Source organism: Phyllobacterium sp. 22552 (assembly GCF_052044585.1).
Classification (GTDB): domain Bacteria; phylum Pseudomonadota; class Alphaproteobacteria; order Rhizobiales; family Rhizobiaceae; genus Phyllobacterium; species Phyllobacterium ifriqiyense.
In genome coordinates, this window is record NZ_JBQENG010000004.1 from 153,060 (window position 1) to 179,003 (window position 25,944).

Here is a 25,944-nt window from a genome sequence, read left to right on the forward strand (position 1 = left end):
TACTTATACACCATGAGCCAAACAATCGACCCAATTGACGCTGGCGCCCACAACGAAGAAGAGATTTTTCGCGCTCTTCTGGTGCCGCACCGTTCGCTCGGAAAAATGGGGTTTCTCGTGGTTATGGGAGCGCTGGGGATCAGCAGCTTTGTAACCGGTATTTTCTTCCTGATGCTGGGCGCTTGGCCGGTATTCGGGTTTTTCGGGCTTGATGTTCTGCTCGTCTATATTGCGTTCCGTCTGAACTACCGGTCTGCGCGTGCACATGAGGAAGTGAGCATCTCGCGCATCGCTTTGCAGGTCCGTCAGGTTGCGCCATCAGGGCGGAGCAAGTTGCATGAGTTCAACCCCTTCTGGACAAGGTTCCTCGTGTATCGTCACTCGGAGATTGGTATTACATCGATGCGGGTCGAGAGCCGTGGTAAAGCTCTGACCATAGGCTCATTCCTTAATCCGGATGATCGCGAAAGCTTTGCTTCCGCTTTTCAAAGGGCGCTGGCGACCGCCAAAAGCCGGTAGTGCAGAGCGTGCAAGAATCGGGTGGCGGCAAAGGCTTATCAATGGTCATATAGCCTCAACAACGAGGTACAGAACCATGAAACCACATGCCATACTTCAAAAGGACATCACGCCGGGCGGCGATGATTATGCCATTGTGAGCCATATCATCGAACGTATCAGCAAGGATTATCGCGATCAGCCTTCCCTTGAGACACTGGCGCGCGACACTGGCCTCTCACCAACGGGACTGCAAAAGCTTTTCACGCGATGGGCAGGCCTCTCGCCAAAAGGGTTTCTGCAGGCGGTAACAATCGATCACGCCCGGCGCCTGCTTGATGAGGGCATGCCTCTGCTGGAAACAGCTTATGAAACCGGCCTTTCAGGACCAGGTCGCCTGCATGATCTGTTCGTAACCCATGAAGGCATGTCGCCCGGTGATTACAAATCGCGCGGTGCAGGACTTACCATCCGTTACGGTTTCCTCATCTCACCCTTTGGTCAGGCTCTGATCATGGTGACCGAAAGGGGATTGGCCGGTCTGGCCTTTGCCGATCCTGGCAAGGAACGGGATGCTCTCGCCGATATGTCTTCGCGCTGGCCCAACGCCACCTATGTGGAAGACCTTGCCGCGACGGCCCCATATGCGGCACGTGTTTTCAATCCGTCAGAATGGCGCGCCGACAAACCCCTAAAGGTCGTAACCATCGGTACGGACTTTCAACTTCGCGTTTGGGAAGCGCTGTTAAAGATTCCCATGGGCAAATGCGTTGCCTATTCCGACATTGCTGCCGATATCGGATCACCCAAAGCATCGCGCGCCGTTGGCGCGGCGGTAGGAGCTAATCCGGTTTCCTTCGTCGTGCCTTGCCATCGGGCAGTGGGGAAATCCGGAGCTTTGACGGGTTATCATTGGGGCCTTACCCGCAAGCGGGCAATTCTTGGCTGGGAGGCAGGGCAGCTTGGCACCGGAGAAGAGATAAGCCAAGCAGGATGACGAATTAAGCAATTCCCGGTCATCCTGCCCTTGACCTTCCAGTTACTGGAAAGATTATCTTTGATGCACTATCTGGTTTCTAACCGAAAGCTGCATCATGAAACACGATCATAGCCATCATCATAATCACTCCTGCTGCGGAGGATCTCAGCCTCCATTGGATGCGGTTATACGCGATCCCGTTTGCGGAATGATTGTGGACCCGAATGCTGGCAAACTGTCGGCCACGCATGGCGGACGGGTGTTTCATTTCTGCTCCGCATCTTGCCATGCAAAATTCACAAAAGAGCCGGCAAACTATCTTGAAGCCACAGACCCTGTTTGCGGTATGAAGGTCGACCGCGCCAGCGCCAAACATTTTCTGCGGCATGAGGGCGAGAAATATTATTTCTGCTCAGCCAGCTGTATGGCGAAGTTTGAAAAGGCCCCGCAAGATTATCTTGGTGACCGCCCTGCGCCGAAGCCAATGCCTGCCGGAACGCAATATACCTGCCCTATGCATCCGGAAATCATCAGCGATGTTCCCGGCTCTTGCCCGCTTTGTGGAATGGCTCTGGAGCCAATGGGAATACCGACGGGTGATGAGGGACCCAATCCCGAACTTGTCGATTTTACCAAGCGCTTCTGGATCAGTGCACTTTGTTCAGTGCCGCTTTTGCTCATGACAATGGGACCAATGCTCGGACTGCCCTTGCGTTCGTGGATTGGAGAGGAACTTGCGATCTGGCTGGAATTTGCTTTAGCAACGCCAGTCGTCCTTTGGGCGGCAATCCCCTTCTTCGAACGCGCCTGGTCGTCCTTCGTCCATCGCAGCCCGAACATGTGGACGCTTATCGCCATTGGCGTTGGTGCGGCCTATGCGTTCAGTGTCGTTGCAACATTTCTGCCGGATATTTTTCCCCATTCCTTCCGCATGCATGGCGGTTCGGTGCCGGTTTACTTTGAAGCGGCAGCGGTTATCGTTACGCTTGTTTTCCTTGGTCAAATTCTTGAGTTAAAGGCGCGCGAGCGAACCGGCTCGGCGATCCGTGCCCTGCTTGACCTTGCGCCAAAGACTGCCAGACGCCTTGCCAAGGATGGCACGGAAACAGATGTCCCGCTGGATGACGTGATGGTGGGTGATCGTCTTCGTGTTCGCCCCGGCGAAAGCGTGCCGGTGGATGGCATTGTTGTTGAGGGCCGTTCGTCAATTGACGAATCCATGCTGACCGGCGAACCGCTTCCAGTTGAAAAGAACGTCGAGGACACTGTCACAGGCGGCACGCTCAATCGGAATGGCACTTTGCTGATCACGGCGGAAAAGGTGGGGGCGGATACTGTTCTGTCCCAGATCGTTGGCATGGTCGCGTCGGCACAGCGCTCGCGTGCGCCGATTCAGGGCATGGCAGACCGTGTCGCCAGTTACTTCGTTCCTGCCGTGGTTGTTGTTGCTCTCGTCGCATTCGCTGTCTGGGCTCTCATCGGACCAGAACCTGGCATGATCTATGGCCTCGTTGCAGCCGTTTCGGTGCTTATCATAGCCTGTCCCTGTGCGCTTGGGCTGGCAACGCCAATGTCAATTATGACTGCCACAGGGCGCGGTGCCCAGGCCGGCGTTCTCATCAAAGACGCAGAAGCGCTTGAACGCTTTGCCAATGTTGACACGCTCATTGTCGATAAAACCGGAACACTGACGGAGGGGAAACCGAAATTGACAGATATTGTAACCGTCGGTGGCATTTCCGAAAATGATTTGCTCGGCTTTGCGGCAAGCCTTGAAAAGGGCTCCGAGCATCCTTTGGCCGAAGCCATTATTGAAGGTGCAAAAGCACGAAATCTGACGGTTCAGAACGCGGCTGACTTCAATGCTGTCACCGGCAAAGGCATATCGGGCAAAATCGGCACCAGCAATGTTGCGCTTGGTAACCTTGCCATGATGCAGGATATTGGCGTCGATATCGCTGCCCTTACCCAACAGGCTGATGCCCTGAGAGCAGCGGGCAAAAGCGCGCTCTTTATTGCCGTCGACGGCAAGGCCGCTGGTATTCTTGCGGTCGCCGATCCCATCAAATCAACGACCATCGAGGCCATACGAAAACTGCATGATGCAGGACTTCGCATCATTATGGCGACGGGCGATAACAAGGTGACAGCGCTGGCGGTCGCCAAAGAGCTAGGCATTGATGAGGTTCGCGCCGATATGCTGCCCGAGACCAAAAAACAGTTAATCGACGAATTGCATGCCAAGGGATCGAAGGTCGCCATGGCGGGTGATGGCGTGAATGATTCTCCTGCGCTGGCAGCCGCCGATGTTGGCATCGCAATGGGAACCGGAGCAGATGTCGCAATGCAAAGCGCCGGAATAACCTTGGTAAAAGGAGACCTCAACGGTATAGTTCGCGCCCGGACGCTGGCTACGTCCACCATTCGCAATATCAAGCAAAACCTGTTCTTCGCCTTCATCTACAATGTGCTTGGCGTACCTGTAGCGGCCGGCGTGCTCTATCCGGTTTTCGGCCTCCTATTATCGCCGATGCTCGCTGCCGCAGCGATGAGTCTTTCCTCTGTTTCCGTAATCGCCAATGCGTTGCGGTTACGCACTATCAAACTGTGAGGTTTCCATGAATATTGGCAACGCTTCCGAACGCTCCGGCCTGCCGGCAAAGACAATCCGGTATTACGAGGATATCGGCCTGCTAAAACCAGACCGAGCCGATAATGGCTATCGCGACTACTCAATGTCCGATGTCCACAAGCTGCGCTTTTTGCAACGTTCGCGAGGGCTTGGATTTTCTGTGGAAGAGTGCCGCCAGTTGCTGGCATTATACGAGGATAAGGATCGTGCCAGCGCCGATGTCAAATCAATGGCGCAATCCAAACTTCAGGAAGTTGAGCGTAAGATCACTGAACTTCGTGAATTGCAGCATACGCTGAACCATCTGGTCGCCCATTGCCATGGCGACCAGAGGCCAGACTGTCCGATACTCGAAAATATTTCAGGCGAAGCTTAAAGCTAAAGCGTCGACACGACATCCGCAGAGATGCGCAGCTCGCGCATGGGTTTTACCAGCGCGGTCGTTGCCGAATATATGGGGTGGGCCTTGTAGGCTGCGAGCGCGGCGGCGTCCTCAAACTCGCCATAGACGACGACATCGATCTCATCGGAAACCGGATCTACCTTTGTGTTCTTCATCACCTCGAAGGCGGTTGAGTGCGGTATTTCACCAAGCTGTTTCAGCCCGGTGATGATTGCTTCAACATCATCTTTGTTACGGGCGCTGAAGAATACAATATGGCGGATCATAGCTGTTTCCTGATGCAATGGATTGCGCAGGACTTTTCATATCTGACCCCCGCCCGTCAATAGATGCGCTGTCGCAGGTTGGTCTCAAAGTTGATGGAGTGGGTCACGACTTCGTTTGCACGATGCTCGCCGTGACCCCGATAGGTTCTAGGGTCCGGACCCTAGCCCAAGGTTGAGTTGAACGCCCCGCCATCCAGCAAAAGATTTTGGCCTACAATGAAGCCGGAGAACTGGCTGCACAGAAAGGCGGCAGCAGCGCCGAACTCTTCTGCAGTACCGTAACGCCCAGTCGGATTTCCCGCATATGCTTCAGCGCGAGCTTCCTCCAAGGAAATTTTCTTGGCAGCGGCGGTGCGCTCGATAAAGCCTTTGGTCCGATCGGTATCGTGAGATCCGGGCAACAAATTGTTGATGATAACACCGTGTCGGGCGACCTGCCTTGCAGTCCCCGCGACGAAACCGGTGAGGCCGCTGCGCGCTGCGTTGGACAAGCCAAGCTGTGCGATAGGCGACTTCACCGAGCCCGACGTAATATTGACGACGCGGCCCCATTTGCGTTCGATCATGCCGGGTAAAATTGCGTTCATGAGCAGGATCGGCGTCAGCATATTATTATTGACGGCCTGCAGCCATTCTTCTTCGCCCCAATCAGACCAGACACCGGGAGGCGGGCCACCCGCATTGTTTATCAGAATGTCAGCGTTGGGTTCCGCCCGCAACAGGGCCAAGCGCCCTGCTTCCGTTGTTACATCCTCCGCAACAATCTGAACCGCAACGCCATACTTTCCTGCGATTTCATCCGCTGTGGCGCGCAAGGTCGATTCCGTGCGGGCATTAAGCGTGAGATTGACACCTGCTTCTGCCAGCTTCTCAGCAACACCCCGGCCAAGCCCCTTCGAACTTGCGCAAACAATTGCGCGCCTTCCCTTGATACCCAGATCCATACCATTACCATCCTTATTATCGATGATCCCTTATCGACAATTCCGGCATGCTTTGACAAGCTCCCGCAACGCAGATCAAAACCGGGAATCAGATCATGGCAACATTCGGAGCGACTATTTTATGGAATAGGGATGAAGGCACTGCTTTCACCGACAACAAATATAGCCGGGCCCATCTCTGGCAATTCGATGGCGGCGCAGAGGTCCCAGCCTCGTCTTCACCGCATATTGTGCGCCTGCCCTATTCCGTGGCCGAGAATGTCGATCCTGAGGAAGCCTTCGTTGCCTCGATTTCGAGTTGCCACATGCTGTTCTTTCTTGCCGGTGCGGCAAAAGCCGGATTTGTCATTGATGAATACCGCGATGAGGCGCAAGGCGAACTGGCAAAGAACGAAAAGGGGAAAGTCTATATCAGCCACGTGGTTCTGCGTCCGCATGTGACCTATGCCGGACAGTCACCGGACAAAGCCGCCGAAGCGGAATTTCACCACGCGGCCCATGAGCAATGTTTTATTGCCAATTCAGTGATTACAAAAGTCGATGTTGAACCTGCCTGACGTTGACGTTGGAGGAATATAATGCACACAGAACTCAAGATCGAGGACGCGATAAACACGACCTGTCCTTGGTCGGGCGATGCCATCAAGGAAGACAGCCTGACGCTTTATAATGGAGCCGTTGTCGGCTTCTGCAATCCTGGCTGCCGGGACAAATTCGAAAAAGCGATCAACCACTTCGACACGGAACTGGTCCATCGCCGGCATGAAAGTCTCTGATCTTATTGGTTCAGGCACCGTCGCCTGAACCGGCCACAACTGCTTCTGCTGGTCGCTTCATCCGGCCTTGCCGCTTTAATTGCTGTTCGCGGAAGAAGATGAACAGGCCTGATGCGATGATGAATCCAGAGCCTACGAGCATCGACATGCGCGGTACGTCGCCAAACACCATCCAACCAAACAGGATGGCCCAGAAGAGCAACGTATATTGCAGCGGCGCTACCGTGGCTGCATCGGCAAGTTTCAATGCCCGGTTGACCAGCACATGGGCAAGCATGGCGACAATCCCAAGTAGTCCGAGCAATAATAGATCGCGCATCGTCACCGGTGTCCACTCGAAACAAATCCAGGCGAGTCCCGCCAATCCTGCTCCAATAATCTGCCAGAACACCAAAGTCGTATCCGGCGTGCTGCGCAATGTGCGGCCCAGCAGCAGCATGAACGCAAAGGCAATACTGCCAAATATCGAAATGACCGCCTGCGGCGTAAGTGCCTGCGACGATGGTTCAAGTGCAATTATCACCCCGACAAAGCCAAGAATGATAGCGCTCCAGCGCCGCCAGCCAACCGGCTCTTTCAAAATGAAGGGAGAGATCGCCGCCACATAGATTGGCGCAGCGAGCCAGTAGGTCATGACATCGGCCAAGGGCAAATAAATGACTGCGAAGTAGAATGCGAAAACTTCAGCCGTCGAAAGAATGACCCGCGCTGCCTGTGTCCATGGTTGGTCGACCTGCACGATCTTCTTGGGGCCATTGAACCATATAAATGGCGCCAGCACGACCAAGGCGGCAATGCTGCGAATGAATACAACTTGCCCAACCGAGTAAGTCGAAACCAACCACTTTCCCATGACGTCATTAAGCGAAAACATTAACATGCCAAGCAACATGAGCAATATCCCGGTACGTGCTGTTGATGCTTCGGGAGAGTGGGCTACGGTTACCGGAGTCGAGGGCATTTGAGCATTTCCTGAATTAAGTCTTTTGTCCAAGCTCTGAGCCATTTTCGGCTTTCAATCCAGTATAAAAACGCCACTTTTGCTTTTGGCTACGAAGAATCCCGACCGAATTGCTTAGAATACGCTCAATTGGCTGGCTGGAATGGTTTTTGATTTGAGAGTATGTTCTTGGCTTGGGCTTCCGGGGGGACAATTATGCCTAAGATTTCTCAGCTCTTTTTCAAATCGGCGACGATTTTCTTCATCATTGGAGTCATGATGGGGCTTCATATGGGGTTTTCTGGTGATCACAGCCCTGTCCCCGCGCATGCCCACCTTAATCTTTTAGGCTGGGTAAGCAGCGCCATCTTTGCAACCTACTACGCCCTTAACCCCAAGAAGGCAGAGGGGAAACTGGTGATGTGGCAGTTTGCTGTCTACACGACCGGGATCGTGGTGATGATCCCCTCGCTCTATTTCATGGCGCTGGGAAACGCAGCTTTGGAGCCCCTCGTAGGCATAGGCTCATTGATCGTGTTTGCCGGCGTTCTACTCTTCGCGGTTGTGGTTTTCTCAAGCAAGAACTAGGGCCAATTGCCGGGCGCTGGCACGCAGCGGCTCCGCACTCTGGCTCGCCTTTGCCATCGCCATTGCACCCGAATAGCTGGCAACGACCAGCGTCGCCAAATCTTGCGCATCAGATGCACTCATTGCCGGCCTGTCGGTTTTAAGCCGCACGACAATCGCCTCGCGCCATTCATCGAACACCGTGCTCACCGCTTGGCGAAAATCACTATCAGCCAAGGAGAGCTCCAGAGCCAGATTGTTAAGCGGACAGCCGGACACCACCTGATTGCGATCCAAAGTCGTGGCGACATTATCGAGAAAAGTCGCGACACCCTCGCCGACCGATGCGGCTGTCGAGACTGGCTTGATTGCAGTTTCCTGAACCTCTGCCGCAACACGCTCGGCAATCACCGCCAGGCCGAGCGCTTTCTTTGTCGCGAAATGATGGTGCAAGGCCCCACCGGTGGTTGTCGCCGCCTGCACCACATCCTGAATGCTGGTGCCATTATATCCATTTTGTTGAAAAAGAGCGGCAGCCACGTCCAAAATCCGCGCTCGCATGGCCAGCGGATTGTTAGTTCTTTTCGGCTTCTCTTTCTGCATCAAAAGCTCTCACTGCGCGCAAATTTCAATCGCTGTGACCGGATTCGGACGGCTCCGTGATTCTCCGTTCAAGACTATCAAATTGACAAAACAGGACAACCGGTTTTATTAAACAGGATGATTGACCTGTTTTTGGAGAAGGCGATGACTGAACCAGCAAAGACATCGAACTACAGCCCCATTATCGAGCTGCGGCGCTATACACTTCATCCCAACCGGCGCGACGAGCTGATTGGCGTTTTCGATGAGCATTTCCTTGAAGGCCAAGAGCATTGCGGCATGAAGATCATTGGTCAGTTTACAGATATGGACGATCCTGATGCGTTCGTCTGGTTTCGTGGGTTTAATGATATGCGGGCAAGGCAGAAGGCTCTGACCGCGTTCTACGACGGACCGGTCTGGGGCGAGCATCGCCATATGGCCAATGCCACGATGGTGGATTCAGATGATGTCCTGTTGCTGCATCCTGCTTATGACGGCTTGGATTTCGAGCTGCCTGTGAGCCGCAACGCAAATCAAGAGGCCGCACCTGCTTCAAGCATATTCCGGATCGCAACATACAAGCTCCGAGCGTCCGCGGAGACAGGTTTTCTCGAATTCTACAAGACTGAGCTCGCACCTATTCTTGACGATTCTGGCGATAGACGGATCGCTCTTCTGGCTTCTGAACACAGTGAAAACAGCTTCACCCGCCTCCCGGTGCGTCTCGGAGAGAATGTCCTCGTCAGCGTCTCGCGGTTTGATTCTGCTGCGGAGGAGGCAGGTTTTGATCGTGCTTTGGCTGATCGCATGGATTTTGACCAAGCCAGACTTGCGACTTGGCTTATCGCACCGCTCGTTACTGCGCGATTGAAACCGACTGCCGGTTCATTATTGCGGTAAATTGAGAAATTTGGTGGAGCCAAGCGGGATCGAACCGCTGACCTCTTGCATGCCATGCAAGCGCTCTCCCAGCTGAGCTATGGCCCCATTCCAATCGACCCATTGGGCCGTGCCGGTAAACCGGCTTATATTCAACAAGGACTGGTAACCTTGTTCTGCCATCCGAAGATGGCGGGTTATTAGCTTCCGCTCACGCGAAGATCAAGCCCCGTTCGCCGCTTATTTCTCAGCGAACGGAACTTATTTTTAGAATCAATTCTCGTCGTCGTCGCCTATGCCGCCGCCAAGAATGTCAGTGACGTCGTCATCTTCGTCTTCTTCGTCGGTCGCGAGGAATGTATCGTCATCGTCCGAATCATCGACTTCAACATCGTCGCCCAAATCCGGAACATCACTGTCTGTGTCGCCATCAGCTTCTTCGAGAGCCACGAATTCCGGCTTCTCCAGTGCTACATCCAGCTCTTCAGTTTCTACTTCTTCCTCTTCCTCCCGGGCAGAGACCGTCGTCTCAAAATAGCTGAGTGGATAGGTCTTGCCTGTGAACGGCGAAACAATGGGGTCGCGGTTCAGGTCATAAAATTTCTGCCCGGTTTCCGGGTCAACACGCTTGGTGCCAAGTTTTGGATTAGCCACGTTCTGCCTCGTCTTGCTGCGCTTGCCTGCATTCGGCTGACAATCATTGCGCCATGTGCTCCCAGGGACCCACGTGCACGCAATAACACTTTGTATTGGCGCATAATCCTTATCCAAAATCGAATCGATTTTTGGGGTTATACGCTTGTTTCCTGAAGACGCAGCTTTGCCGACCGCACCTCATAAAAAAATTCGTGGTCCCATAAACGCAATTCGCCGCATTTGTCAAAGCGAAAAAAGCACTGCGTGAGGATTGAATTTGCAAGATGACCAAGGAACCAAGCTGTGTTAGAGCCTACCGAGTTTGCCCCGCCCACCCTATTTTTCGCGATTGACCCTTAATCATGTCCCACGATTCGCTGCCAAAACCTGCAATATCTCGCCGCTCAAACGCCCTTACAGGCGATATCCGTATTCCCGGCGACAAATCGATCTCGCATCGCTCTTTCATGTTTGGCGGTCTGGCCTCCGGCGAAACCCGCATTACCGGCCTGCTTGAAGGTGAAGACGTTATCAATACAGGACGCGCCATGCAGGCCATGGGTGCAACAATTGCCAAAGAAGGCGACGTTTGGATTATCAAGGGAACGGGCAATGGCTGTCTGTTGCAGCCTGAAGCGCCTCTCGACTTCGGCAATGCCGGCACCGGCGCACGTCTTACCATGGGGCTTGTCGGGACCTATGCCATGGAAACCACCTTCATCGGCGATGCATCCCTATCAAAGCGGCCGATGGGCCGCGTCCTCAATCCACTGCGCGAAATGGGCGTTAAGGTTTCCGCTGCCGATGGCGACCGGATGCCGCTCACCTTACGCGGCCCCAAAGTAGCCGCTCCTATCACTTACCGGGTCCCAATGGCTTCGGCGCAGGTGAAATCAGCTGTTTTGCTCGCTGGTTTGAACACACCCGGCATAACCACAGTGATTGAACCGGTGATGACCCGCGACCATACGGAAAAGATGCTGCAAGGCTTTGGCGCGAATCTCTCCGTGGAAACTGACAAGAATAATGTGCGCCATATACGCATTGAAGGCCAGGGCACATTGACCGGCCAGACAATCGATGTACCGGGCGACCCTTCCTCGACAGCTTTTCCACTGGTCGCCGCTCTGCTGGTTCCCGGCTCGGATGTCACCATCCGAAACGTCCTGATGAACCCGACCCGTACCGGGCTGATTCTGACCTTGCAGGAAATGGGCGCGAATATTGAAATCATGAATGCCAGACTTGCAGGGGGCGAGGATGTTGCCGATCTGCGTGTGAGATATTCTGAACTGAAGGGCGTGGAGGTACCGGCAGACCGTGCGCCGTCGATGATCGACGAATATCCCGTTCTGGCCGTTGCGGCGAGTTTTGCCAGCGGTGAGACGGTGATGAACGGGCTGGAAGAATTGCGGGTGAAGGAGTCTGACCGGCTTTCTGCCGTGGCCAATGGCTTGAAGGTCAATGGCGTCGATTGCACTGAAGGCACCGAAACACTGAGTGTGCGCGGACGCCCGGACGGCAAGACGATCGGCGGCGGTATAGTGGAAACCCACCTTGATCATCGTATCGCAATGAGCTTCCTCATCATGGGATTGGTTTCAGAAAAACCGGTTACCGTCGATGATTCGACCATGATTGCGACAAGTTTCCCTGAATTCATGGCGATGATGGCTGGCATGGGGGCACAGATCACTGAACTTGCTGCGCCAGCATGACGACCCAATGAATTCATTTTTTTCGGCTATTACAGTTTATGGGCTTTACGGAATGTCCAGTATCCCATTCATCGTGTGGGCCGCAAAGAGTGCCCATGCCGGCACGCTCGCCAGCAGGTCCGACCGGCGGTGGCCGGGTATAAGCTGTACGATTTTTCGTATCGTTCTTCCTTTACTGCTGATCTTCCTCTATGCGTGGAACATCTCCGAAGCTGTAGTTGCGAGCGAGTGGATGCCTTACCAGTTTCTCCTGCTGCCACCAGCACTTGGGTCGATAGCCGGTTACGGTATAGGGTTCTTTACAGGCAACAGGACAACCAACTGATGTATTTCCTGCTGGCATCAATTGCGATTACGGCTATCCCCTACGCTATAGAGCGCATCGGACTCAAAGTTCGCTTCGGGCTGTTCGCGCTGCTATTCTGGCTATTTGTTTTCCAGCTGTTTCTCATCCTCGCAATTGATACATTCCTGCAAAATCTGGCCACCTATCTGCCCGAGTGGCTCGAATCGATGATGACGACACTTGGCGGCTTTGCCTTTGTAACCATCGGCATTACACCGCTCATCACGCTGGTTCTGGCCGCAGCCTATCTGCTTTTTGCGCTCTGGCAGTGGTTCTTCGACAAGGATGAACTCGAATTATCGCCGCCGAAACATTTCACCATCGCCATTGATGGTCCAGCGGCCTCAGGCAAGGGCACGCTTGCACGGCGTCTCGCCCAATTTTACGGATATCATCATCTCGACACGGGTCTTACCTACCGCGCGGTGGCCAAAACCTTGCTGGATCAGGGCATGCCGCTCGACGATGAGTTTTTGGCCGAGAAAGCCGCACGTTCAATCGATCTGTCGACATTGGATCGTACCGTTCTGTCCGCACACGATGTTGGTGAAGCAGCATCAAAAGTCGCCATCATGCCGGCCGTACGCCGGGCGCTAGTCTCGGCACAGCAGGGATTTGCCTTGCTATCGCCGGGTGCAGTGCTGGATGGGCGCGATATCGGTACCGTTGTCTGCCCTGATGCTCCCGTGAAGCTTTACATTACTGCCTCGCCGGAAGCGCGCGCCAAGCGGCGGCATGATGAAATCAAAGCCAGCGGCAAGGACGTAAATTATCAGGATGTTCTCGACGACCTTACCCGCCGCGACGCGCGTGACATGGGGCGCACAGACTCTCCGTTGAAGCCGGCAGCGGACGCGCACTTGCTTGATACGACAGAAATGGATATAGAGACCGCGTTTCTTAATGCCAAAACTCTGATCGATCAGGCCTTGGCGCGGGAAGCCCGTAATACCAAGTAATACATTTGCAGTCAGCCCTCGCACCGGATTGCCCTCATACGGCGGGTTGGCATGTGAATGATCCGTAACTCGAACCACCGGTGCCTGTGTCCAAAAACCTTTCCTAAAAGCGGAAAGCCGGACACTTCAGGAGTATATATGTCTCAAGCCAATCCATCGCGCGAAGATTTCGAAGCTCTTCTCGCCGAGTCCTTTGCCACCAACGACCTTGCAGAAGGTTATGTTGTAAAGGGCCGTGTTGTTGCCATCGAAAAAGACATGGCGATCATTGACGCCGGTCTCAAGGTTGAAGGCCGCGTTCCGCTGAAGGAATTCGGCGCGAAAGCCAAGGACGGTTCGCTCAAGCCAGGCGATATCGTTGAAGTTTATGTTGAGCGCATCGAAAATGCGCTGGGTGAAGCTGTTCTGTCGCGCGAAAAAGCACGCCGCGAAGAGAGCTGGGTTCGCCTGGAAGAGAAGTTCAACCGCGGCGAACGTGTCGATGGCGTGATCTTCAATCAGGTCAAGGGTGGTTTCACTGTCGATCTCGATGGCGCCGTAGCCTTCCTGCCGCGCTCACAGGTTGACATCCGTCCGATCCGCGATGTTACCCCGCTTATGCACAATCCGCAGCCCTTCGAAATCCTCAAGATGGACAAGCGTCGCGGCAACATCGTTGTATCGCGTCGTACAGTTCTCGAAGAGAGCCGTGCGGAACAGCGTTCTGAAATCGTCCAGAACCTCGAAGAAGGTCAGGTCGTTGAAGGCGTTGTCAAGAACATCACCGATTACGGTGCGTTCGTTGACCTCGGCGGTATTGACGGTCTTCTGCACGTAACAGACATGGCATGGCGCCGTGTGAACCATCCTTCGGAGATCCTGAGCATTGGCCAGACGGTCAAGGTTCAAATCATCCGTATCAACCAGGAAACACATCGTATTTCGCTCGGCATGAAGCAGCTCGAAAGCGATCCTTGGGATGGTATCGGTGCGAAGTACCCAATCGGCAAAAAGATCACCGGTACGGTTACCAACATCACTGATTACGGTGCATTCGTTGAGATCGAGCCAGGCATCGAAGGCCTTATCCACGTTTCTGAAATGTCCTGGACAAAGAAGAACGTGCATCCGGGCAAGCTGCTCTCGACAACACAGGAAGTCGAAGTCGTTGTTCTCGAAGTGGATCCGGTCAAGCGCCGCATCTCCCTCGGTCTCAAACAGACACTCGACAATCCTTGGACCACTTTTGCTGAAAAGTTCCCTGTCGGTACGATCGTCGAAGGCGAAGTCAAGAACAAGACCGAGTTTGGCCTGTTCATTGGCCTCGATGGCGATGTAGACGGCATGGTTCACCTCTCCGATCTCGACTGGAATCGTCCAGGCGAACAGGTCATCGAAGAGTACAACAAGGGTGACATGGTCAAGGCGCAAGTTCTCGACGTTGACGTCGAGAAAGAGCGCATCTCGCTTGGCATCAAGCAGCTTACCGGCGACAAGGTCGGCGAAGCAGCGACTTCGGGTGAATTGCGCAAGAACGCCGTTGTAACCGTAGAAGTTACGGCGATCACCGATGGTGGCCTTGAAGTGCGTCTGGTCGATCACGACCTCGACACCTTCATCCGCCGTGCTGATCTGTCCCGTGACCGCGACGAGCAGCGTCCAGAGCGCTTCACTGTTGGTCAGAAGGCAGACGCGCGCGTCATCGCTTTCGACAAGAAGACCCGCAAGCTGCAGGTTTCCATCAAGGCGCTTGAAATCGCTGAAGAGAAGGAAGCTGTTGCCCAGTATGGTTCGACAGACTCCGGCGCTTCGCTCGGCGACATTCTCGGCGCAGCCCTGAAGAACCGCGAAAAGAACTAAGTCCACTTTCGGACTTGAGTTAAAAAACCCGCCGGTTCGCCGGCGGGTTTTTTGTTGCAAGGGCTTGTTCCTAAACTAGATCGTATCGAACTGAACGAGGATGAAAGCCATTTGAATGATTAGAGCTGCGACCAGAATTGCAAGTCGGGCTCTTCGGTTGCTGAAGTAAATCCCGGCACTGAGCAGCCCTATCAGCGCCAGATTACGCAAGGGATATTCAGGCCCGAGAGAGAGGAAGTGGGCGTGCCCCTTCATTGCGGTATCGATAAAATCGAAAACAAATATCGATATCATAATGCCGAAAAACCAGGCTCTGCGGGACATGAAGTAATCTTCATAGCCGTCATAGCCCTCCATACTGTCCGGAAACAGCATAGCGCATGCCAGAAAGTGCAAGCTGGCGAAAAAGATGACGAAGAGATAGGCCTCAAATTTCCATAGCACCAGCTGGTGAAGATAGAACTCAAACCACCAGAAATGGACCACCGTAAGCAGGGTAAAAAGCACCCAGCCCAAATGAACGACATAGATATTTCTGTGCTGCGGATGCTGGATGATCCGGGCAACACCGGTAAGCAGACGCGATACGCTGAGTCCGAGAATAATGCCTATGATGACCCGTACGTGTGTGAATACTTCCGGATTTGGTATTGCGCCTTCCATCAGTCAATCTCCATGCCATGTCTCTACGAAATCGACATTTGCGTAGTGCTGCGATGGTATGGGCGCAAATGTCATATTCACTCCTTAGCAGTCTGGATTTGAATACTATTTCAACAATATCGAATCTGGCAGCTAGAAATTTATTCCAGCATAGATTATTAAAACCTATTGGTTCAGATACGTGCATTAATCGGCTGGAAAAGTATTTATATGGTTTTTTGCAATCAATGAATTAACATTAGATCTTTAGCAAATGAATATCATCTCACTATACGCTTAATTGCTACTTTTACGAATATTTGTGCAACTGAAAGTTGCACAGTTTTGACCTCATTCATTTATCAGGACTCAGCCTGCAATTCTTTTTTTCGGATTGCCTGTGGTCCAAAAAGGAATTTAACCGATGCCCAAAGACATCAAAACTATGGAAGACTTTTCCGAATTTGCTGGTCTTTCGCGCCCGACAGTGTCGAAATACTTTAACGATCCATCGTCTGTCCGCAAAAGCACGCGCAAAATTGTCGAAGCCGCGATCCTTCGCTCCGGTTACAAGCCCAACCTTTTTGCCAGCAATCGAAGAACGCATATTCTTGGCGTGATCGTGCCTAATTCCAACGATCCATTCTATATGTCGCTGACACGTCGCATACAGGATTTGGCGGGTTTGGCAGGCTATATGGTTTTCATGCAAAGCTCCGAAGGACGACCGGAGCTTGAGCAGCGCGCGCTTGAAACATTCCAATCCATGAATGTAGCTGGCGTTATCATAGGCGCGCTCGGCTCGTCATCACATCAGGAAAAACTGGCAAAAGCCGCTGAGTCAGTACCCATTGTGTATATTGACTCCTCGCTTGATGATACGTCCCCCTTCGTGGGAACCGATAACAGGCAGAGCGTCAAGCTCATCGTGGATTATCTAACCAGATCAGGCGACGCTCCATGTTATTTTGGCATGCCGCCGCTTAACAATAATGTGCAGGGTCGCAGGAGCGCCTATGTCGCGGCAATGGATGATCTGGGCTTGGAGCCGCTTTTTGTGCCCGTGGATCCAGAAAACACATGGAACCTTGAAAAATTCGCCTTTGATGCCGCTATTCGAATCTTGCGAAACGGATCTTTTCCGACCAAGACCGTGCTATGCGGCAATGACCGCATAGCGGCAGGTCTTTCGGCCGCGGCCTATCAAGCGGGACTGAAGATTGGCCGGCGTCAGAATGATGACCTTCGCTTGGCAGGGCACGATGACCAGCCCTTTGCTCGTTATATGTGCCCGCCGCTCACCACTGTTGCGCAAAACCATAAGGAAATCGGTCGGCTGGCGGTCGAATTGATGTTTCAGAAGCTCGGCGAAACGCGTGACACCAAAACAGTATTACCGGCAAATGAGCGCATTCTTTTAAACGCCGAAATCATGCTGCGCATGTCGGCCTGACGATCTATATGGTTCAAAGCGCGGCAACGCGCCGCGAGATTCGTGAGACAACAGGCCTTTGCGTCGACATCAAAACGCATTAAACAGCATAGAAATAGCTGTTGTACGTTTTGACTGCTCAGGAGAGTTCAATGACAATCACCAAACCAAAACTGGTTACTGTTTTTGGAGGCTCTGGCTTTGTCGGTCGTCACGTGGTTCGCGCGCTCGCCAAACGCGGCTACCGGGTTCGGGTCGCGGTTCGACGCCCTGATCTTGCATTTCATCTGCAGCCATTGGGTGGCGTTGGTCAAATTCAGGCAGTTCAAGCCAATCTGCGCTACCGTTGGTCGGTGGATCGCGCAGTCGCCGGTTCTGACCATGTCATCAATCTGGTTGGCATCCTTTATGAGGGGGGCAGCCAGCGTTTCAGCACGGTACATGATTTTGGCGCGCGTGCTGTTGCTGAAGCTGCCCGTGCAGCAGGCGTTCCCCTCACCCATATGTCGGCGCTGGGTGCTCATTCGCAATCGCAATCCGCATATGCCAGTACGAAAGGGCGCGCTGAAGAAGCCGTTCTGAAAATTCTGCCGGAGGCGTATATTATCCGCCCGTCCGTTATTTTTGGACCGGAGGATGGATTCTTCAACAAGTTTGCGGGCATGGCGCGCATATCCCCGTTCCTGCCGTTGGTCGGCGGTGGTCATACAAAGTTTCAACCGGTTTATGTCGGCGATGTGGCCGAGGTGATCGCGCGTTCTGTCGACGGTGCCTTGCAGCAGGGCAGAATTTACGAATTAGGCGGCGGAGAAGTTCTGACGTTCCGCCAGTGCATGGAAGAAATGCTCCGTGTTATTGGCCGCAAGCGGGCATTCCTCCCCATTCCATTCTGGGTAGCATCCATACAAGGCTCGATCCTTGGGCTATTGCCAAAGCCGATGATTACTTCCGATCAGGTGATCCAGCTTAGAAATGACAATGTCGTTTCCGAACAAGCAAAGGCAGAAGGGCGCACGCTTGAAGGCCTCGGCATTCGTCCGCAAACCATTGAGACGATTTTGCCGTCATATCTTTGGCGCTTCCGCGTGCAGGGTCAGTATTCCAGCCAGAAGCCTGCTTGATTAGAGCAAAGTTTGCCCTAGCGGGCTGCTGCCAGAATTAGGTCAGCAGCTTTTTCTGCGATCATGATAACCGGCGAGTTTGTATTGCCAGAGACGATGGATGGCATCACCGATGCATCCACAATCCGCAACCTTTCCAGCCCATGCACCTGCAAGTCCGTATTGACGACCGCCATATTGTCACTGCCCATCCGGCACGTACCCACCGGATGAAAAATCGTCGTCGCAATATCACCTGCGCGATGAATTAACTCGTCATCGCTTTGATATTGCGTTCCAGGCAGCATTTCCTGTGGGTGGTATTTCATTGCAGCCTTGGTCGCCATCAGATTTCGGGCATGACGAATTGACCGGGCTGCAAGCAGCCTGTCGCCCACCGTCGACAGGTAGTTCGGCTTGATATTAGGTGGAAGGCTGGAATCAGCCTTGCTTATATGGACTGTACCTCTGCTTTCTGGCCGCAAATTGCAAACCGAGACGGTAACAGCGGGATAGCGATGCAGAGGCTCGCCCAGCCGATCTGTGCTGAGCGGTTGCACGTGGTATTCAAGATCAGGCGTTAGGAGTCCGGGATCGCTTTTTGCGAAAATGCCGAGCTGACTCGGGGCCATGGACAAAGGTCCTGAGCGGCGTAGCGCATATTCGAACCCCATGGCAGCCCGCGAGAAGAGATTGTGATAAAGTTGGTTCAATGTTCGCGCACCTTCGATGCGAAACACTGTGCGGATTTGAAGATGGTCCTGCAGATTTTCACCCACCCCAGGCAGATCGTGCAAGGGCGCAGCGCCGGCATCTTTCAAAATGGCAGGGTTTCCGATGCCGGACAGTTCCAGGATTTTCGGAGAGTTGATTGCGCCTGCCGACAGAATGATTTCGCCCGAAGCGCGTGCAATGCAGGCTCGGCCCTGCAAACGATAACCGATCCGCACGGCCCGCTTGCCTTCGAATTCCACCCGCTCCACTTCTGCCCCGGTCACGACCCGCAAGTTGCGTCGCTTCATGGCAGGGCGAAGAAACGCCTTGGTGGTATTCCAGCGTAAACCGCCACGCTGATTAACTTCGAAATAGCCCGAGCCCTCATTATCGCCGGTATTAAAATCTTCCGTTTTGGGAATGCCAAGCTCTTCCGCCGCAGCCCGAAATGCATCGAGAATGGGCCAGGATAATCTTTGACGTTCCACCCGCCATTCCCCGCCAGCTCCATGCAAGGCGGACTTTCCACGATAATTGTCTTCAGACTTGAGAAAATAGGGCAGCACGTCATCCCAGCCCCAGCCAGTATTGCCTGCCTGACGCCAGCCATCGTAATCGGCTGCCTGTCCGCGCATATAAATCATGCCATTGATCGACGAGCAGCCACCCAGCACCTTGCCGCGCGGATAGGGTAGCGTCCGGCCATTCAAACCTGGTTCAGCAGCGGTCTTCATCATCCAGTCGGTTCTGGGATTCCCCATGCAAAAGAGATAGCCGATTGGCACGTGTATCCAGTGGTATCGGTCGTTTCCGCCAGCCTCAAGCAAAAGAACGCGATGCTTTGGATTGGCAGAAAGCCTGTTGGCAAGAACGCACCCCGCCGAACCAGCCCCGACGATGATAAAGTCGTAGACGCCCTCATCGAAGGCTTGCTCGGTGCGATGCATATTCACGCTGCCACCTCGGTCGCGACTGCATTGCTTTCCGCCATTTGCCGCCAGATTGGAGCCATAGCTGCGGCAATCTCGAGGTATAATTGGTAGCGACGTTCATAATGCTTTGCTCGTTTTGCATCGGGCTTGTAGTGTCGCTCACTGGTGACCATTGCTTCAGCACCAGCAGAAAAATCTGCGAATATGCCAATTCCCGTTCCTGCCGCGATGGCAGCCCCCAGCGCACCCGTCTGGCTTGAGCGGGCAATGGATACAGGCAAACCCAGCACATCGGCGAATATTTGCGGCCAGATCAAGCTGCGCGAACCGCCACCGGAAAGCACGGCCTCGTTGAAGCTCGCTCCGGCGGCGCGCATCATTTCGATGTGCTGGCGATGGCCGAAAGCTACGCCTTCCAGCAATGCTCGAACCATATGACCTTTTGTATGCCAGCCTGCAACACCGTAGAAACCCGCCCGCGCATTACCGTCCTGTTGCGCGCCATAAAGAAAGGGATGGTAGATTGGATCATTTGCCGCTGGCTCAATTGATGATGCCAATTCGCAGCAGACATCGAATGGTGATTGACCATCCGGCTGCTCGCCATGGAAGAATTCACGCACCAGCCATTCAAGATTGGCTGCTGAAGTAGCACTCGATTCAATCGCCATATAGCGATCGCGATCAAAGGTCGATGACATGAACACCGGGCCTTCCAGGCGCGGGCGATCAATGATCACCTGGTTAATACTCCATGTTCCAGCAATGATGGAAGCGGCACCCGTGCGCGTGACCCCGGACCCGATGGCGGAAGCGATCACGTCAAAGAATCCGCCAATGACTGGCGTTCCAGCGGCCAATCCGGTTTCAGCAGCCGCCTTCGCTGTGACCGTTCCCGCAATGTCCGCACTTTCGATCAAAGGCGGCAGCATGTCCATGCAGTCGCCCAAACCGAACGCGTCCAGAATGTCTTGGTCATAGCGGCGTTCGGCAACATTCAACAATCCGCAACCGGTCATGTCGGACACTTCACTGACGCGCGCACCCGTCAAGCGATTGACCACGAAATCCTTGCACAGAAACACTGTCCCGATCTTGCGAAAGGTTTCCGGGCGATTACGCTTGATCCACGCCAGCAGGGTTGGGGTTTGGGATGGCCAGGGACGTTGCAAACCTATCGGATAGGTGCGATCTCCGACGCCTTCAGCCAATAATGACTCGACAAGTGGTGCTGCACGTGTGTCCAGCGACTGGATTGCGAACAATGGTTCACCGGAATGATCCAGCGTATAAAGCCCATTGCCATGTCCCGCACAGCCGATTGCTGCGATATCCTCAGGCTCGATCCCGGCCTGTTCGATGCAGGTTCTGATGACAAGCTTGGCATTCTCCCAAAGTTCCCCGAGACCCCGCTCCACATGCCCGGGAAAGGGCATCGCACTGTGCCCTTCCTGTGCAGCTGAAGCGATTTCACGGCCTTGCCTGTCAAAGATCACCGCCTTGATGATCGTGTTGCCAGCATCGAGCCCTAATAGATATTCTCCCATCCGGAACCCCTCCTCAGGTTCTATGCTTATACTCTGCCCTCTTGATAAAGCGCGTAGGCATCCTCGCCGCTGGCATCGTCATGGATTATGGCCATTAGTCCACGAACCACAGCGCCCGGATTTGCATGCTGGTAGATATTGCGGCCATAGACCATACCCATCGCGCCCTGCTGCATTAAAGCTGCCGATTTGACGAACACGTTCTTCAAGTCTTCTTTGCCACCACCGCGCACAAGAACCGGGCAGCGGGCAGCTTCAACAACGCGATGAAAATCCTCTGCATTGGTTGTCGGATCCGCCTTGACGATATCGGCCCCCATCTCGCGGGCAAGCCGTGTCAGCGTTACGATCTTATCCGCATCGCCATCAACCATATAGCCTCCCCGCTCGGTGACCGGCTGCATGACCAGCGGCTCAATCATCAATGGCAACCCGTATTTGTCGCAATCGGCGCGCACACGTGAAATGTTTTGAACACATTGCCGAAACAGGTCCGGCTCATCGGGCAGCATGAACAGATTGACGACGACGCAGGCTGCATCCATTTCGATCGCGCCAATCAGTGGCTCGGCTTCATTCTGCAAAACCGCCCACATATTGCGGTGACGAAACGGGTTGTAAGGATTGCCCATGTCGATACGCATGACCAATGCGGGCTTATCTTTCCCGTCCACGTTTTGCAAAAGATCGGCTTGGCCGTAATTCATCTGTATGGCGTCTGGAGCTGCAGCAACCAATGCCTTCACGACAGATTCCATATCCTCCAGACCATTCAGGAAGGTCGGCTCATTGCACACTCCGTGATCGATCGCCACGTCGAGGCAGCGCCCCTTGCCGAAAAGACGGTTCATCCGAACCTTGCTGTTGTTTCTCATGATAGTCTCCTTCTTCATTTCGTGCGCTTTGTGCGGCGATATCAGCGCCATGCCGCTCTGAGAGCAGGCATAAAAACTTCGCTCGCTCATCATTGCGGCGTGCAACAGACCATTCTTTTTCAGCGGCGAGCAGGCCCAGAACCGCGTCTGTCATCGATAGTGAAAGCTCTCCGCTGATCGCCAAGGTGGTGCGCCGCAGCAGGATGTCGTCCAAATGCTCAACCGCTTCGTTTCTGATCAGGAACAGAATCTCGCGCCTTGAGTAGCCTGGATGCGGCATTGCTTCATCGTTCCCCGCAGCAATGAATTGTGCGAGCACTTCAGCATCTGTTCCATATCGTTGGAACAATTGATCAATACGCTGTTCCTCAAGGCCGGCCAGGGCAGCGACACGCGATATCCATTCATCACTATTCGCCGGGAAAGCCCGGCCTCCGCCAATGGCGCGATCCTCTGTAGCCACTCGTCGCTCACGGCCAAGTTTGGACAGAGCCATATTGGCAGCCAGTTCGCCAAAGGAACGGAACGTTGTCCACTTGCCGCCGATCATGCAAAGGACAGGCGGGCCACTGTTGTGGTGCTCGACAAAAGTGCAAAAATGATCTCGCGGGATGCGCCCCGTAAACTGATCCTTGCTCGCAGGCAGCGGACGCACGCCGGAAAACTGATAGACGATTTCTTCCGGCCTTATCTTGATTGCCGGCAGCACGAAGGCCAAGGATTGCAGAATGTAGTCTCGTTCCTCCGGGGTGCAGGTGACATTCTCCGGGTTATCAACCCGAATATCCGTAGAGCCAACCAGCACCTTACCAAGATAGGGAAAGAGAATGCAGACGCGGCCATCCTCATTCTCGTAATAGATCATATGGCCATCAAGGGCTTTCAGAAGCTCGGCATTGTCGATGATGAGGTGAGATCCCTTGGTGCCGCCCATGAGCGGTGCAGACAAGGCATTTTTTGGAAACAATGTGGCGTTGGCCATATCTATCCAGCCGCCCGTAGCATTGACAATCAGGTCAGGCTTTATGGTTATGGCGGCTCCGCTGATATGGTCATGGACAGCAAAAACGCCCGACGCATCCCGGCGAAGTTCGGCATAATTGACCGCACGGGCCGAAGCATTGGCTGACATGCCATCCTGGAGCAGTTCAATTCCTATTCGCTCTGGATGGCTGACCCAAGCATCGTGATAGGTCGCCGAACTTTTGATGGCTGGGTTGAGCGCTGGCCATTTGCCAAGACTGGCTTGCCGCCCGCGAAATTGATGTTTGGGCATCAAAGCGCGCTTGCGTGTCAGAAAATCATAAATGCTTAAGCCTGCCTTTATGGCGAGAGCACCGCGCCTGCTTGGTTTGCGGGTCAGGCCAAGAAAACGCACAGCACCATTGGCAAGGCCAGAGAATAAACTGAAAACCGGCACGGTCGTAGGCAAGGGCGCGACCATATGTGGGGCGTTGCGAAGCAGGCGGTCGCGTTCAACCAGTGATTCCTTCACCAGATTGAATTCACCGTTTTCGAGATAGCGAAGACCGCCATGAACCATGCGTGAAAGAGCTGAGCTGGCGCCCGAACAATAATCATTCCTCTCGACAAGCAGAACATTGATGCCCTGCAGCGCCAGTTCACGGAACACGCTGAGGCCATTTATTCCGCCGCCGATGACACACACGTCCACCTTCGGGCTCCGGCGAAGCCCGTCAAATACTTCTTCACGCTTCATGATGCAGCCCGTTACCTGTCCATATTTGTCAGTTTCACTGCGATGGCCGCGTCAAGGGCCGCAAGGTCTTGCTCATCAAGTCTTATTGTTCCGGCTCTGGAATTTTCCAAAGCCTGTTCCGGATTTCGTGCACCGCACAGGGCAAATGTCACGCCGGGTTGTGCCAGCGTCCATGCAATCACCGCTTGGGCAACACTCGCCTGATGCTTTTCTGCTACGGGCTGGATTGCCTCGGCAAACTGTTTGGCCTTCAAAAGATTGCTGGTAGAAAAGCGGGGATTATCCTTGCGTTGATCATCACCCGAAAACACGCGATGCGGATCAATCGTCCCGGCAAGGAGCCCAAGCGCCAAAGAAGAATAGCTCAGTGTAGATACGCCTTGCTCTCGAGTGACCGGAAGTAGATCCGTCTCGATTTCGCGATCGATCATACTGAACCGTTCCTGTATGGCATCCAGCGAGCCGGTTGCGACATAGGCTTTGAGTTCGTTCTGGCTAAGATTACTTGCGCCGATTGCGCGGATTTTGCCGGCACTGCGCAAATCTTCCAGTGCCCGTACAGTCTCCTCGATGGGCGTCGTCGGGTCCTGCCAATGCGTGATATACAGATCTATATAATCGGTACCCAGCCTTTTGAGACTCTCATCGATCTCGTGGAAAATCGCATCGCGCCCGAGATAGCGATGAACCGGTTTTCCATCCTGATCGAAAAAATGCTGTCCCTTCTGCGTGTGCCAGACCAGCCCGCATTTGGTGGCAATGATTGCCTTGTCACGCCTTCCCTTCAACGCCCTGCCAACGATCTCTTCCGAGCGCCCAAGGCCATAGGCGGGAGCTGTGTCAATTAAACTGACACCGGCATCAAGGGAGGCCTGTATTGCGGCTATGGACTGATTTTCATCAGTGCCACCCCACATCCAGCCGCCGATGGCCCATGTCCCCAAGCCAACAGCCGAGGCATTTACACCGGACTTGCCAATGGCACGTATCAATTGCCCATTATTCATGCCCAGCTTCCTTCTGCCTCTGCAATTTCTAAAATACGCATACCCGTTGCTTCATCCGTCACCAGCGTATCCAGATGGTTGCCGCGCATAATGCTGAGAATTGGCTTTGCCTTGTTCGGCCCACTCGCCACGCCAATCTTTGTTGGAATCGAGGCGAATTCACTCAAGGTGAGTGAAACGAGGGAATCGTTTAAGCTGTAGCCGCAAACCTGCCCCCGGTCGTCCAGCAGATGGGCCAGCAGTTCACAGCTTGCACCGGAGCGCTCAATCGCTTCCCGGTCGGTACTCGACGATGGGTGCAAGTCATAATAGCTCGAATCATCGGTCAGGATGGAGCCAATACCGACAACTGCGACTTTGGCTTCCCGCGCACGCTTAAAAACATCCGCGACCGACCGCATATTGATAAGCATCGATCGTTCTGCCGCCGTATCTGCAAAGAGTGGCGCATGAATTTGATAAGCCCGTCCGCCGAGCTTGTCGGCCAACAATGTCGAAACGTGATTGACATCAGTGTAATGCTTGCCCTGGACACAGCCAGTTGCGGGCACAACCTCGATATTGAACGGCCGCGGCACCTGCAGCCCGGCAACAACGGCACTGACACCCTTGCCGCCTGTGATACAAATCGTATCGCCATCGGAGATTTGCTGCAGGAGCAACCTAGCCGCCGCTTCACCAACCGCCTGCAATGCTGTTTGCGGATTGTCCGACACTGTGGGCACCACGACAGCCCGATTGATACCCCCCAGCGCCAGCAACCGTTCTTCCAGATCGATAAGCGGTTCAACAGGTGACTTGATCTTGATTTCGACCAATCCGAGCTGACGCCCGCGTTTAATGAGGCGATTGACTGTCGGCTGTGATACCCCGAGCTGATCGGCGATCTGCGCTTGTGTCAGGCCTTCCACGAAGTGCAATACCAATGCCTGATGCATTTGCCTGGCAATGACAATCTCCTCGCGTGGTGCCGGAGATAGTTTTGCGTTGAGTCTGACGACAGTCATA

General features: G+C 54.0%; 26 protein-coding genes and 1 tRNA gene. 14 read left to right on the forward strand and 13 right to left on the reverse strand.

The window, feature by feature from the left end; genetic code table 11:
* The first annotated feature begins 12 nt into the window (after positions 1 to 12).
* The 4 genes from ACTJI9_RS10865 (at position 13) to cueR (ending at position 4,485) form a co-directional block, all read left to right on the forward strand.
* Positions 13 to 519, forward strand: coding sequence for a DUF2244 domain-containing protein (locus ACTJI9_RS10865; RefSeq protein ID WP_440807919.1), 507 nt, complete (start codon positions 13 to 15; stop codon positions 517 to 519).
* A 76-nt stretch (positions 520 to 595) separates the two neighbouring features.
* Positions 596 to 1,495 carry a methylated-DNA--[protein]-cysteine S-methyltransferase gene (locus ACTJI9_RS10870; RefSeq protein ID WP_440807921.1) on the forward strand — a complete coding sequence of 300 codons (900 nt, stop codon included), beginning with the start codon at positions 596 to 598 and terminating at the stop codon, positions 1,493 to 1,495.
* A 97-nt stretch (positions 1,496 to 1,592) separates the two neighbouring features.
* A complete protein-coding gene (locus ACTJI9_RS10875; RefSeq protein ID WP_440807923.1) occupies positions 1,593 to 4,088 on the forward strand; it encodes a heavy metal translocating P-type ATPase in 2,496 nt (831 codons plus the stop codon).
* A 7-nt stretch (positions 4,089 to 4,095) separates the two neighbouring features.
* Positions 4,096 to 4,485 carry a Cu(I)-responsive transcriptional regulator gene (gene cueR / locus ACTJI9_RS10880; protein ID WP_115054611.1) on the forward strand — a complete coding sequence of 130 codons (390 nt, stop codon included), beginning with the start codon at positions 4,096 to 4,098 and terminating at the stop codon, positions 4,483 to 4,485.
* A 2-nt stretch (positions 4,486 to 4,487) separates the two neighbouring features.
* Here the strand turns inward: cueR and ACTJI9_RS10885 are convergent, their stop codons facing one another.
* The gene (locus ACTJI9_RS10885; protein WP_115054610.1) at positions 4,488 to 4,778 is read right to left on the reverse strand and encodes a Dabb family protein; all 291 of its coding nucleotides are present in this window, start codon (positions 4,776 to 4,778) and stop codon (positions 4,488 to 4,490) included.
* Between the two features lie 161 nt (positions 4,779 to 4,939).
* Positions 4,940 to 5,722: an SDR family oxidoreductase gene (locus ACTJI9_RS10890; RefSeq protein ID WP_307281781.1), complete on the reverse strand. Its 783-nt coding sequence runs from the start codon at positions 5,720 to 5,722 to the stop codon at positions 4,940 to 4,942.
* Positions 5,723 to 5,817: 95 nt separating this feature from the next.
* Here ACTJI9_RS10890 and ACTJI9_RS10895 point away from each other — a divergent pair, with 95 nt between their 5' ends.
* Both ACTJI9_RS10895 and ACTJI9_RS10900 read left to right on the forward strand, forming a co-directional pair.
* The gene (locus ACTJI9_RS10895) at positions 5,818 to 6,279 is read left to right on the forward strand and encodes an OsmC family protein (protein WP_115054608.1); all 462 of its coding nucleotides are present in this window, start codon (positions 5,818 to 5,820) and stop codon (positions 6,277 to 6,279) included.
* A 21-nt stretch (positions 6,280 to 6,300) separates the two neighbouring features.
* Entirely contained in the window at positions 6,301 to 6,498 is a 198-nt protein-coding gene (locus ACTJI9_RS10900; RefSeq protein ID WP_440807927.1) for a glutathione S-transferase, read from the forward strand.
* A gap of 10 nt (positions 6,499 to 6,508) precedes the next feature.
* On the opposite strand, the gene ACTJI9_RS10905 is transcribed toward ACTJI9_RS10900, so the two are convergent.
* The gene (locus ACTJI9_RS10905; RefSeq protein ID WP_336440247.1) at positions 6,509 to 7,459 is read right to left on the reverse strand and encodes a DMT family transporter; all 951 of its coding nucleotides are present in this window, start codon (positions 7,457 to 7,459) and stop codon (positions 6,509 to 6,511) included.
* Between the two features lie 195 nt (positions 7,460 to 7,654).
* Between ACTJI9_RS10905 and ACTJI9_RS10910 the strand changes: the two genes are divergently transcribed.
* A complete protein-coding gene (locus tag ACTJI9_RS10910; protein WP_307281771.1) occupies positions 7,655 to 8,026 on the forward strand; it encodes a hypothetical protein in 372 nt (123 codons plus the stop codon).
* Here ACTJI9_RS10910 and ACTJI9_RS10915 read toward each other — a convergent pair.
* Positions 8,012 to 8,608 carry a TetR/AcrR family transcriptional regulator gene (locus tag ACTJI9_RS10915; protein ID WP_115054605.1) on the reverse strand — a complete coding sequence of 199 codons (597 nt, stop codon included), beginning with the start codon at positions 8,606 to 8,608 and terminating at the stop codon, positions 8,012 to 8,014. The two genes, ACTJI9_RS10910 and ACTJI9_RS10915, sit on opposite strands and share 15 nt — an antisense overlap.
* 144 nt (positions 8,609 to 8,752) lie before the next feature.
* Here ACTJI9_RS10915 and ACTJI9_RS10920 point away from each other — a divergent pair, with 144 nt between their 5' ends.
* Positions 8,753 to 9,490, forward strand: coding sequence for an NIPSNAP family protein (locus ACTJI9_RS10920; protein WP_440807931.1), 738 nt, complete (start codon positions 8,753 to 8,755; stop codon positions 9,488 to 9,490).
* A gap of 11 nt (positions 9,491 to 9,501) precedes the next feature.
* Here ACTJI9_RS10920 and ACTJI9_RS10925 read toward each other — a convergent pair.
* Positions 9,502 to 9,577 (reverse strand) — tRNA-Ala (locus tag ACTJI9_RS10925).
* Positions 9,578 to 9,742: 165 nt separating this feature from the next.
* Entirely contained in the window at positions 9,743 to 10,123 is a 381-nt protein-coding gene (locus ACTJI9_RS10930; RefSeq protein WP_115054805.1) for a TIGR02300 family protein, read from the reverse strand.
* Positions 10,124 to 10,467: 344 nt separating this feature from the next.
* Here ACTJI9_RS10930 and aroA point away from each other — a divergent pair, with 344 nt between their 5' ends.
* The 4 genes from aroA (at position 10,468) to rpsA (ending at position 14,967) form a co-directional block, all read left to right on the forward strand.
* Positions 10,468 to 11,823: a 3-phosphoshikimate 1-carboxyvinyltransferase gene (gene aroA, locus ACTJI9_RS10935; RefSeq protein ID WP_440807934.1), complete on the forward strand. Its 1,356-nt coding sequence runs from the start codon at positions 10,468 to 10,470 to the stop codon at positions 11,821 to 11,823.
* A 7-nt stretch (positions 11,824 to 11,830) separates the two neighbouring features.
* Entirely contained in the window at positions 11,831 to 12,148 is a 318-nt protein-coding gene (locus tag ACTJI9_RS10940; protein ID WP_440807936.1) for a hypothetical protein, read from the forward strand.
* 341 nt (positions 12,149 to 12,489) lie between these two features.
* The gene (gene cmk / locus ACTJI9_RS10945; protein WP_307286316.1) at positions 12,490 to 13,128 is read left to right on the forward strand and encodes a (d)CMP kinase; all 639 of its coding nucleotides are present in this window, start codon (positions 12,490 to 12,492) and stop codon (positions 13,126 to 13,128) included.
* Between the two features lie 138 nt (positions 13,129 to 13,266).
* A complete protein-coding gene (gene rpsA / locus ACTJI9_RS10950) occupies positions 13,267 to 14,967 on the forward strand; it encodes a 30S ribosomal protein S1 (protein WP_115054601.1) in 1,701 nt (566 codons plus the stop codon).
* A 75-nt stretch (positions 14,968 to 15,042) separates the two neighbouring features.
* Here the strand turns inward: rpsA and ACTJI9_RS10955 are convergent, their stop codons facing one another.
* Complete coding sequence (locus ACTJI9_RS10955; RefSeq protein WP_115054600.1) at positions 15,043 to 15,630, reverse strand: hypothetical protein; 588 nt, start codon at positions 15,628 to 15,630, stop codon at positions 15,043 to 15,045.
* A gap of 403 nt (positions 15,631 to 16,033) precedes the next feature.
* On the opposite strand from ACTJI9_RS10955, the gene ACTJI9_RS10960 reads away from it, so the two are divergent.
* On the forward strand, positions 16,034 to 17,062 hold the full coding sequence (locus ACTJI9_RS10960) for a LacI family DNA-binding transcriptional regulator (protein ID WP_307281752.1): 1,029 nt from the start codon (positions 16,034 to 16,036) through the stop codon (positions 17,060 to 17,062).
* Between the two features lie 131 nt (positions 17,063 to 17,193).
* A complete protein-coding gene (locus tag ACTJI9_RS10965; protein WP_115054598.1) occupies positions 17,194 to 18,162 on the forward strand; it encodes a complex I NDUFA9 subunit family protein in 969 nt (322 codons plus the stop codon).
* Between the two features lie 17 nt (positions 18,163 to 18,179).
* Here the strand turns inward: ACTJI9_RS10965 and ACTJI9_RS10970 are convergent, their stop codons facing one another.
* The 6 genes from ACTJI9_RS10970 to ACTJI9_RS10995 are packed head-to-tail and all read right to left on the reverse strand — an operon-like array spanning position 18,180 to position 25,943.
* On the reverse strand, positions 18,180 to 19,802 hold the full coding sequence (locus tag ACTJI9_RS10970; protein WP_440808467.1) for a GMC family oxidoreductase: 1,623 nt from the start codon (positions 19,800 to 19,802) through the stop codon (positions 18,180 to 18,182).
* 2 nt (positions 19,803 to 19,804) lie between these two features.
* On the reverse strand, positions 19,805 to 21,334 hold the full coding sequence (locus ACTJI9_RS10975) for an FGGY-family carbohydrate kinase (RefSeq protein ID WP_440807940.1): 1,530 nt from the start codon (positions 21,332 to 21,334) through the stop codon (positions 19,805 to 19,807).
* Between the two features lie 26 nt (positions 21,335 to 21,360).
* Positions 21,361 to 22,209: a class I fructose-bisphosphate aldolase gene (locus tag ACTJI9_RS10980; protein ID WP_440807942.1), complete on the reverse strand. Its 849-nt coding sequence runs from the start codon at positions 22,207 to 22,209 to the stop codon at positions 21,361 to 21,363.
* Positions 22,121 to 23,929 (reverse strand): FAD-dependent oxidoreductase, encoded by a 1,809-nt coding sequence (locus ACTJI9_RS10985; RefSeq protein WP_440807944.1) that lies wholly within the window; start codon positions 23,927 to 23,929, stop codon positions 22,121 to 22,123. Before ACTJI9_RS10985 ends, ACTJI9_RS10980 begins: the two co-directional genes overlap by 89 nt.
* Positions 23,930 to 23,940: 11 nt before the next feature.
* A complete protein-coding gene (locus ACTJI9_RS10990; protein ID WP_115054593.1) occupies positions 23,941 to 24,936 on the reverse strand; it encodes an aldo/keto reductase in 996 nt (331 codons plus the stop codon).
* Positions 24,933 to 25,943 (reverse strand): sugar-binding transcriptional regulator, encoded by a 1,011-nt coding sequence (locus ACTJI9_RS10995; RefSeq protein WP_115054592.1) that lies wholly within the window; start codon positions 25,941 to 25,943, stop codon positions 24,933 to 24,935. Before ACTJI9_RS10995 ends, ACTJI9_RS10990 begins: the two co-directional genes overlap by 4 nt.
* Between the last annotated feature and the right edge of the window lies 1 nt (position 25,944).

Excerpts from the sequence above, each read along its gene's own strand:
- ACTJI9_RS10865 (WP_440807919.1), top strand. The coding sequence starts at position 13 with ATGAGCCAAACAATCGACCCAATTGACGCTGGCGCCCACAACGAAGAA.
- ACTJI9_RS10870 (WP_440807921.1), top strand. The coding sequence starts at position 596 with ATGAAACCACATGCCATACTTCAAAAGGACATCACGCCGGGCGGCGAT.
- ACTJI9_RS10875 (WP_440807923.1), top strand. The coding sequence starts at position 1,593 with ATGAAACACGATCATAGCCATCATCATAATCACTCCTGCTGCGGAGGA.
- cueR (WP_115054611.1), top strand. The coding sequence starts at position 4,096 with ATGAATATTGGCAACGCTTCCGAACGCTCCGGCCTGCCGGCAAAGACA.
- ACTJI9_RS10885 (WP_115054610.1), bottom strand. The coding sequence starts at position 4,778 with ATGATCCGCCATATTGTATTCTTCAGCGCCCGTAACAAAGATGATGTT.
- ACTJI9_RS10890 (WP_307281781.1), bottom strand. The coding sequence starts at position 5,722 with ATGGATCTGGGTATCAAGGGAAGGCGCGCAATTGTTTGCGCAAGTTCG.
- ACTJI9_RS10895 (WP_115054608.1), top strand. The coding sequence starts at position 5,818 with ATGGCAACATTCGGAGCGACTATTTTATGGAATAGGGATGAAGGCACT.
- ACTJI9_RS10900 (WP_440807927.1), top strand. The coding sequence starts at position 6,301 with ATGCACACAGAACTCAAGATCGAGGACGCGATAAACACGACCTGTCCT.
- ACTJI9_RS10905 (WP_336440247.1), bottom strand. The coding sequence starts at position 7,459 with ATGCCCTCGACTCCGGTAACCGTAGCCCACTCTCCCGAAGCATCAACA.
- ACTJI9_RS10910 (WP_307281771.1), top strand. The coding sequence starts at position 7,655 with ATGCCTAAGATTTCTCAGCTCTTTTTCAAATCGGCGACGATTTTCTTC.
- ACTJI9_RS10915 (WP_115054605.1), bottom strand. The coding sequence starts at position 8,608 with ATGCAGAAAGAGAAGCCGAAAAGAACTAACAATCCGCTGGCCATGCGA.
- ACTJI9_RS10920 (WP_440807931.1), top strand. The coding sequence starts at position 8,753 with ATGACTGAACCAGCAAAGACATCGAACTACAGCCCCATTATCGAGCTG.
- aroA (WP_440807934.1), top strand. The coding sequence starts at position 10,468 with ATGTCCCACGATTCGCTGCCAAAACCTGCAATATCTCGCCGCTCAAAC.
- ACTJI9_RS10940 (WP_440807936.1), top strand. The coding sequence starts at position 11,831 with ATGAATTCATTTTTTTCGGCTATTACAGTTTATGGGCTTTACGGAATG.
- rpsA (WP_115054601.1), top strand. The coding sequence starts at position 13,267 with ATGTCTCAAGCCAATCCATCGCGCGAAGATTTCGAAGCTCTTCTCGCC.
- ACTJI9_RS10955 (WP_115054600.1), bottom strand. The coding sequence starts at position 15,630 with ATGGAAGGCGCAATACCAAATCCGGAAGTATTCACACACGTACGGGTC.
- ACTJI9_RS10960 (WP_307281752.1), top strand. The coding sequence starts at position 16,034 with ATGCCCAAAGACATCAAAACTATGGAAGACTTTTCCGAATTTGCTGGT.
- ACTJI9_RS10965 (WP_115054598.1), top strand. The coding sequence starts at position 17,194 with ATGACAATCACCAAACCAAAACTGGTTACTGTTTTTGGAGGCTCTGGC.
- ACTJI9_RS10970 (WP_440808467.1), bottom strand. The coding sequence starts at position 19,802 with ATGCATCGCACCGAGCAAGCCTTCGATGAGGGCGTCTACGACTTTATC.
- ACTJI9_RS10975 (WP_440807940.1), bottom strand. The coding sequence starts at position 21,334 with ATGGGAGAATATCTATTAGGGCTCGATGCTGGCAACACGATCATCAAG.
- ACTJI9_RS10980 (WP_440807942.1), bottom strand. The coding sequence starts at position 22,209 with ATGAGAAACAACAGCAAGGTTCGGATGAACCGTCTTTTCGGCAAGGGG.
- ACTJI9_RS10985 (WP_440807944.1), bottom strand. The coding sequence starts at position 23,929 with ATGAAGCGTGAAGAAGTATTTGACGGGCTTCGCCGGAGCCCGAAGGTG.
- ACTJI9_RS10990 (WP_115054593.1), bottom strand. The coding sequence starts at position 24,936 with ATGAATAATGGGCAATTGATACGTGCCATTGGCAAGTCCGGTGTAAAT.
- ACTJI9_RS10995 (WP_115054592.1), bottom strand. The coding sequence starts at position 25,943 with ATGACTGTCGTCAGACTCAACGCAAAACTATCTCCGGCACCACGCGAG.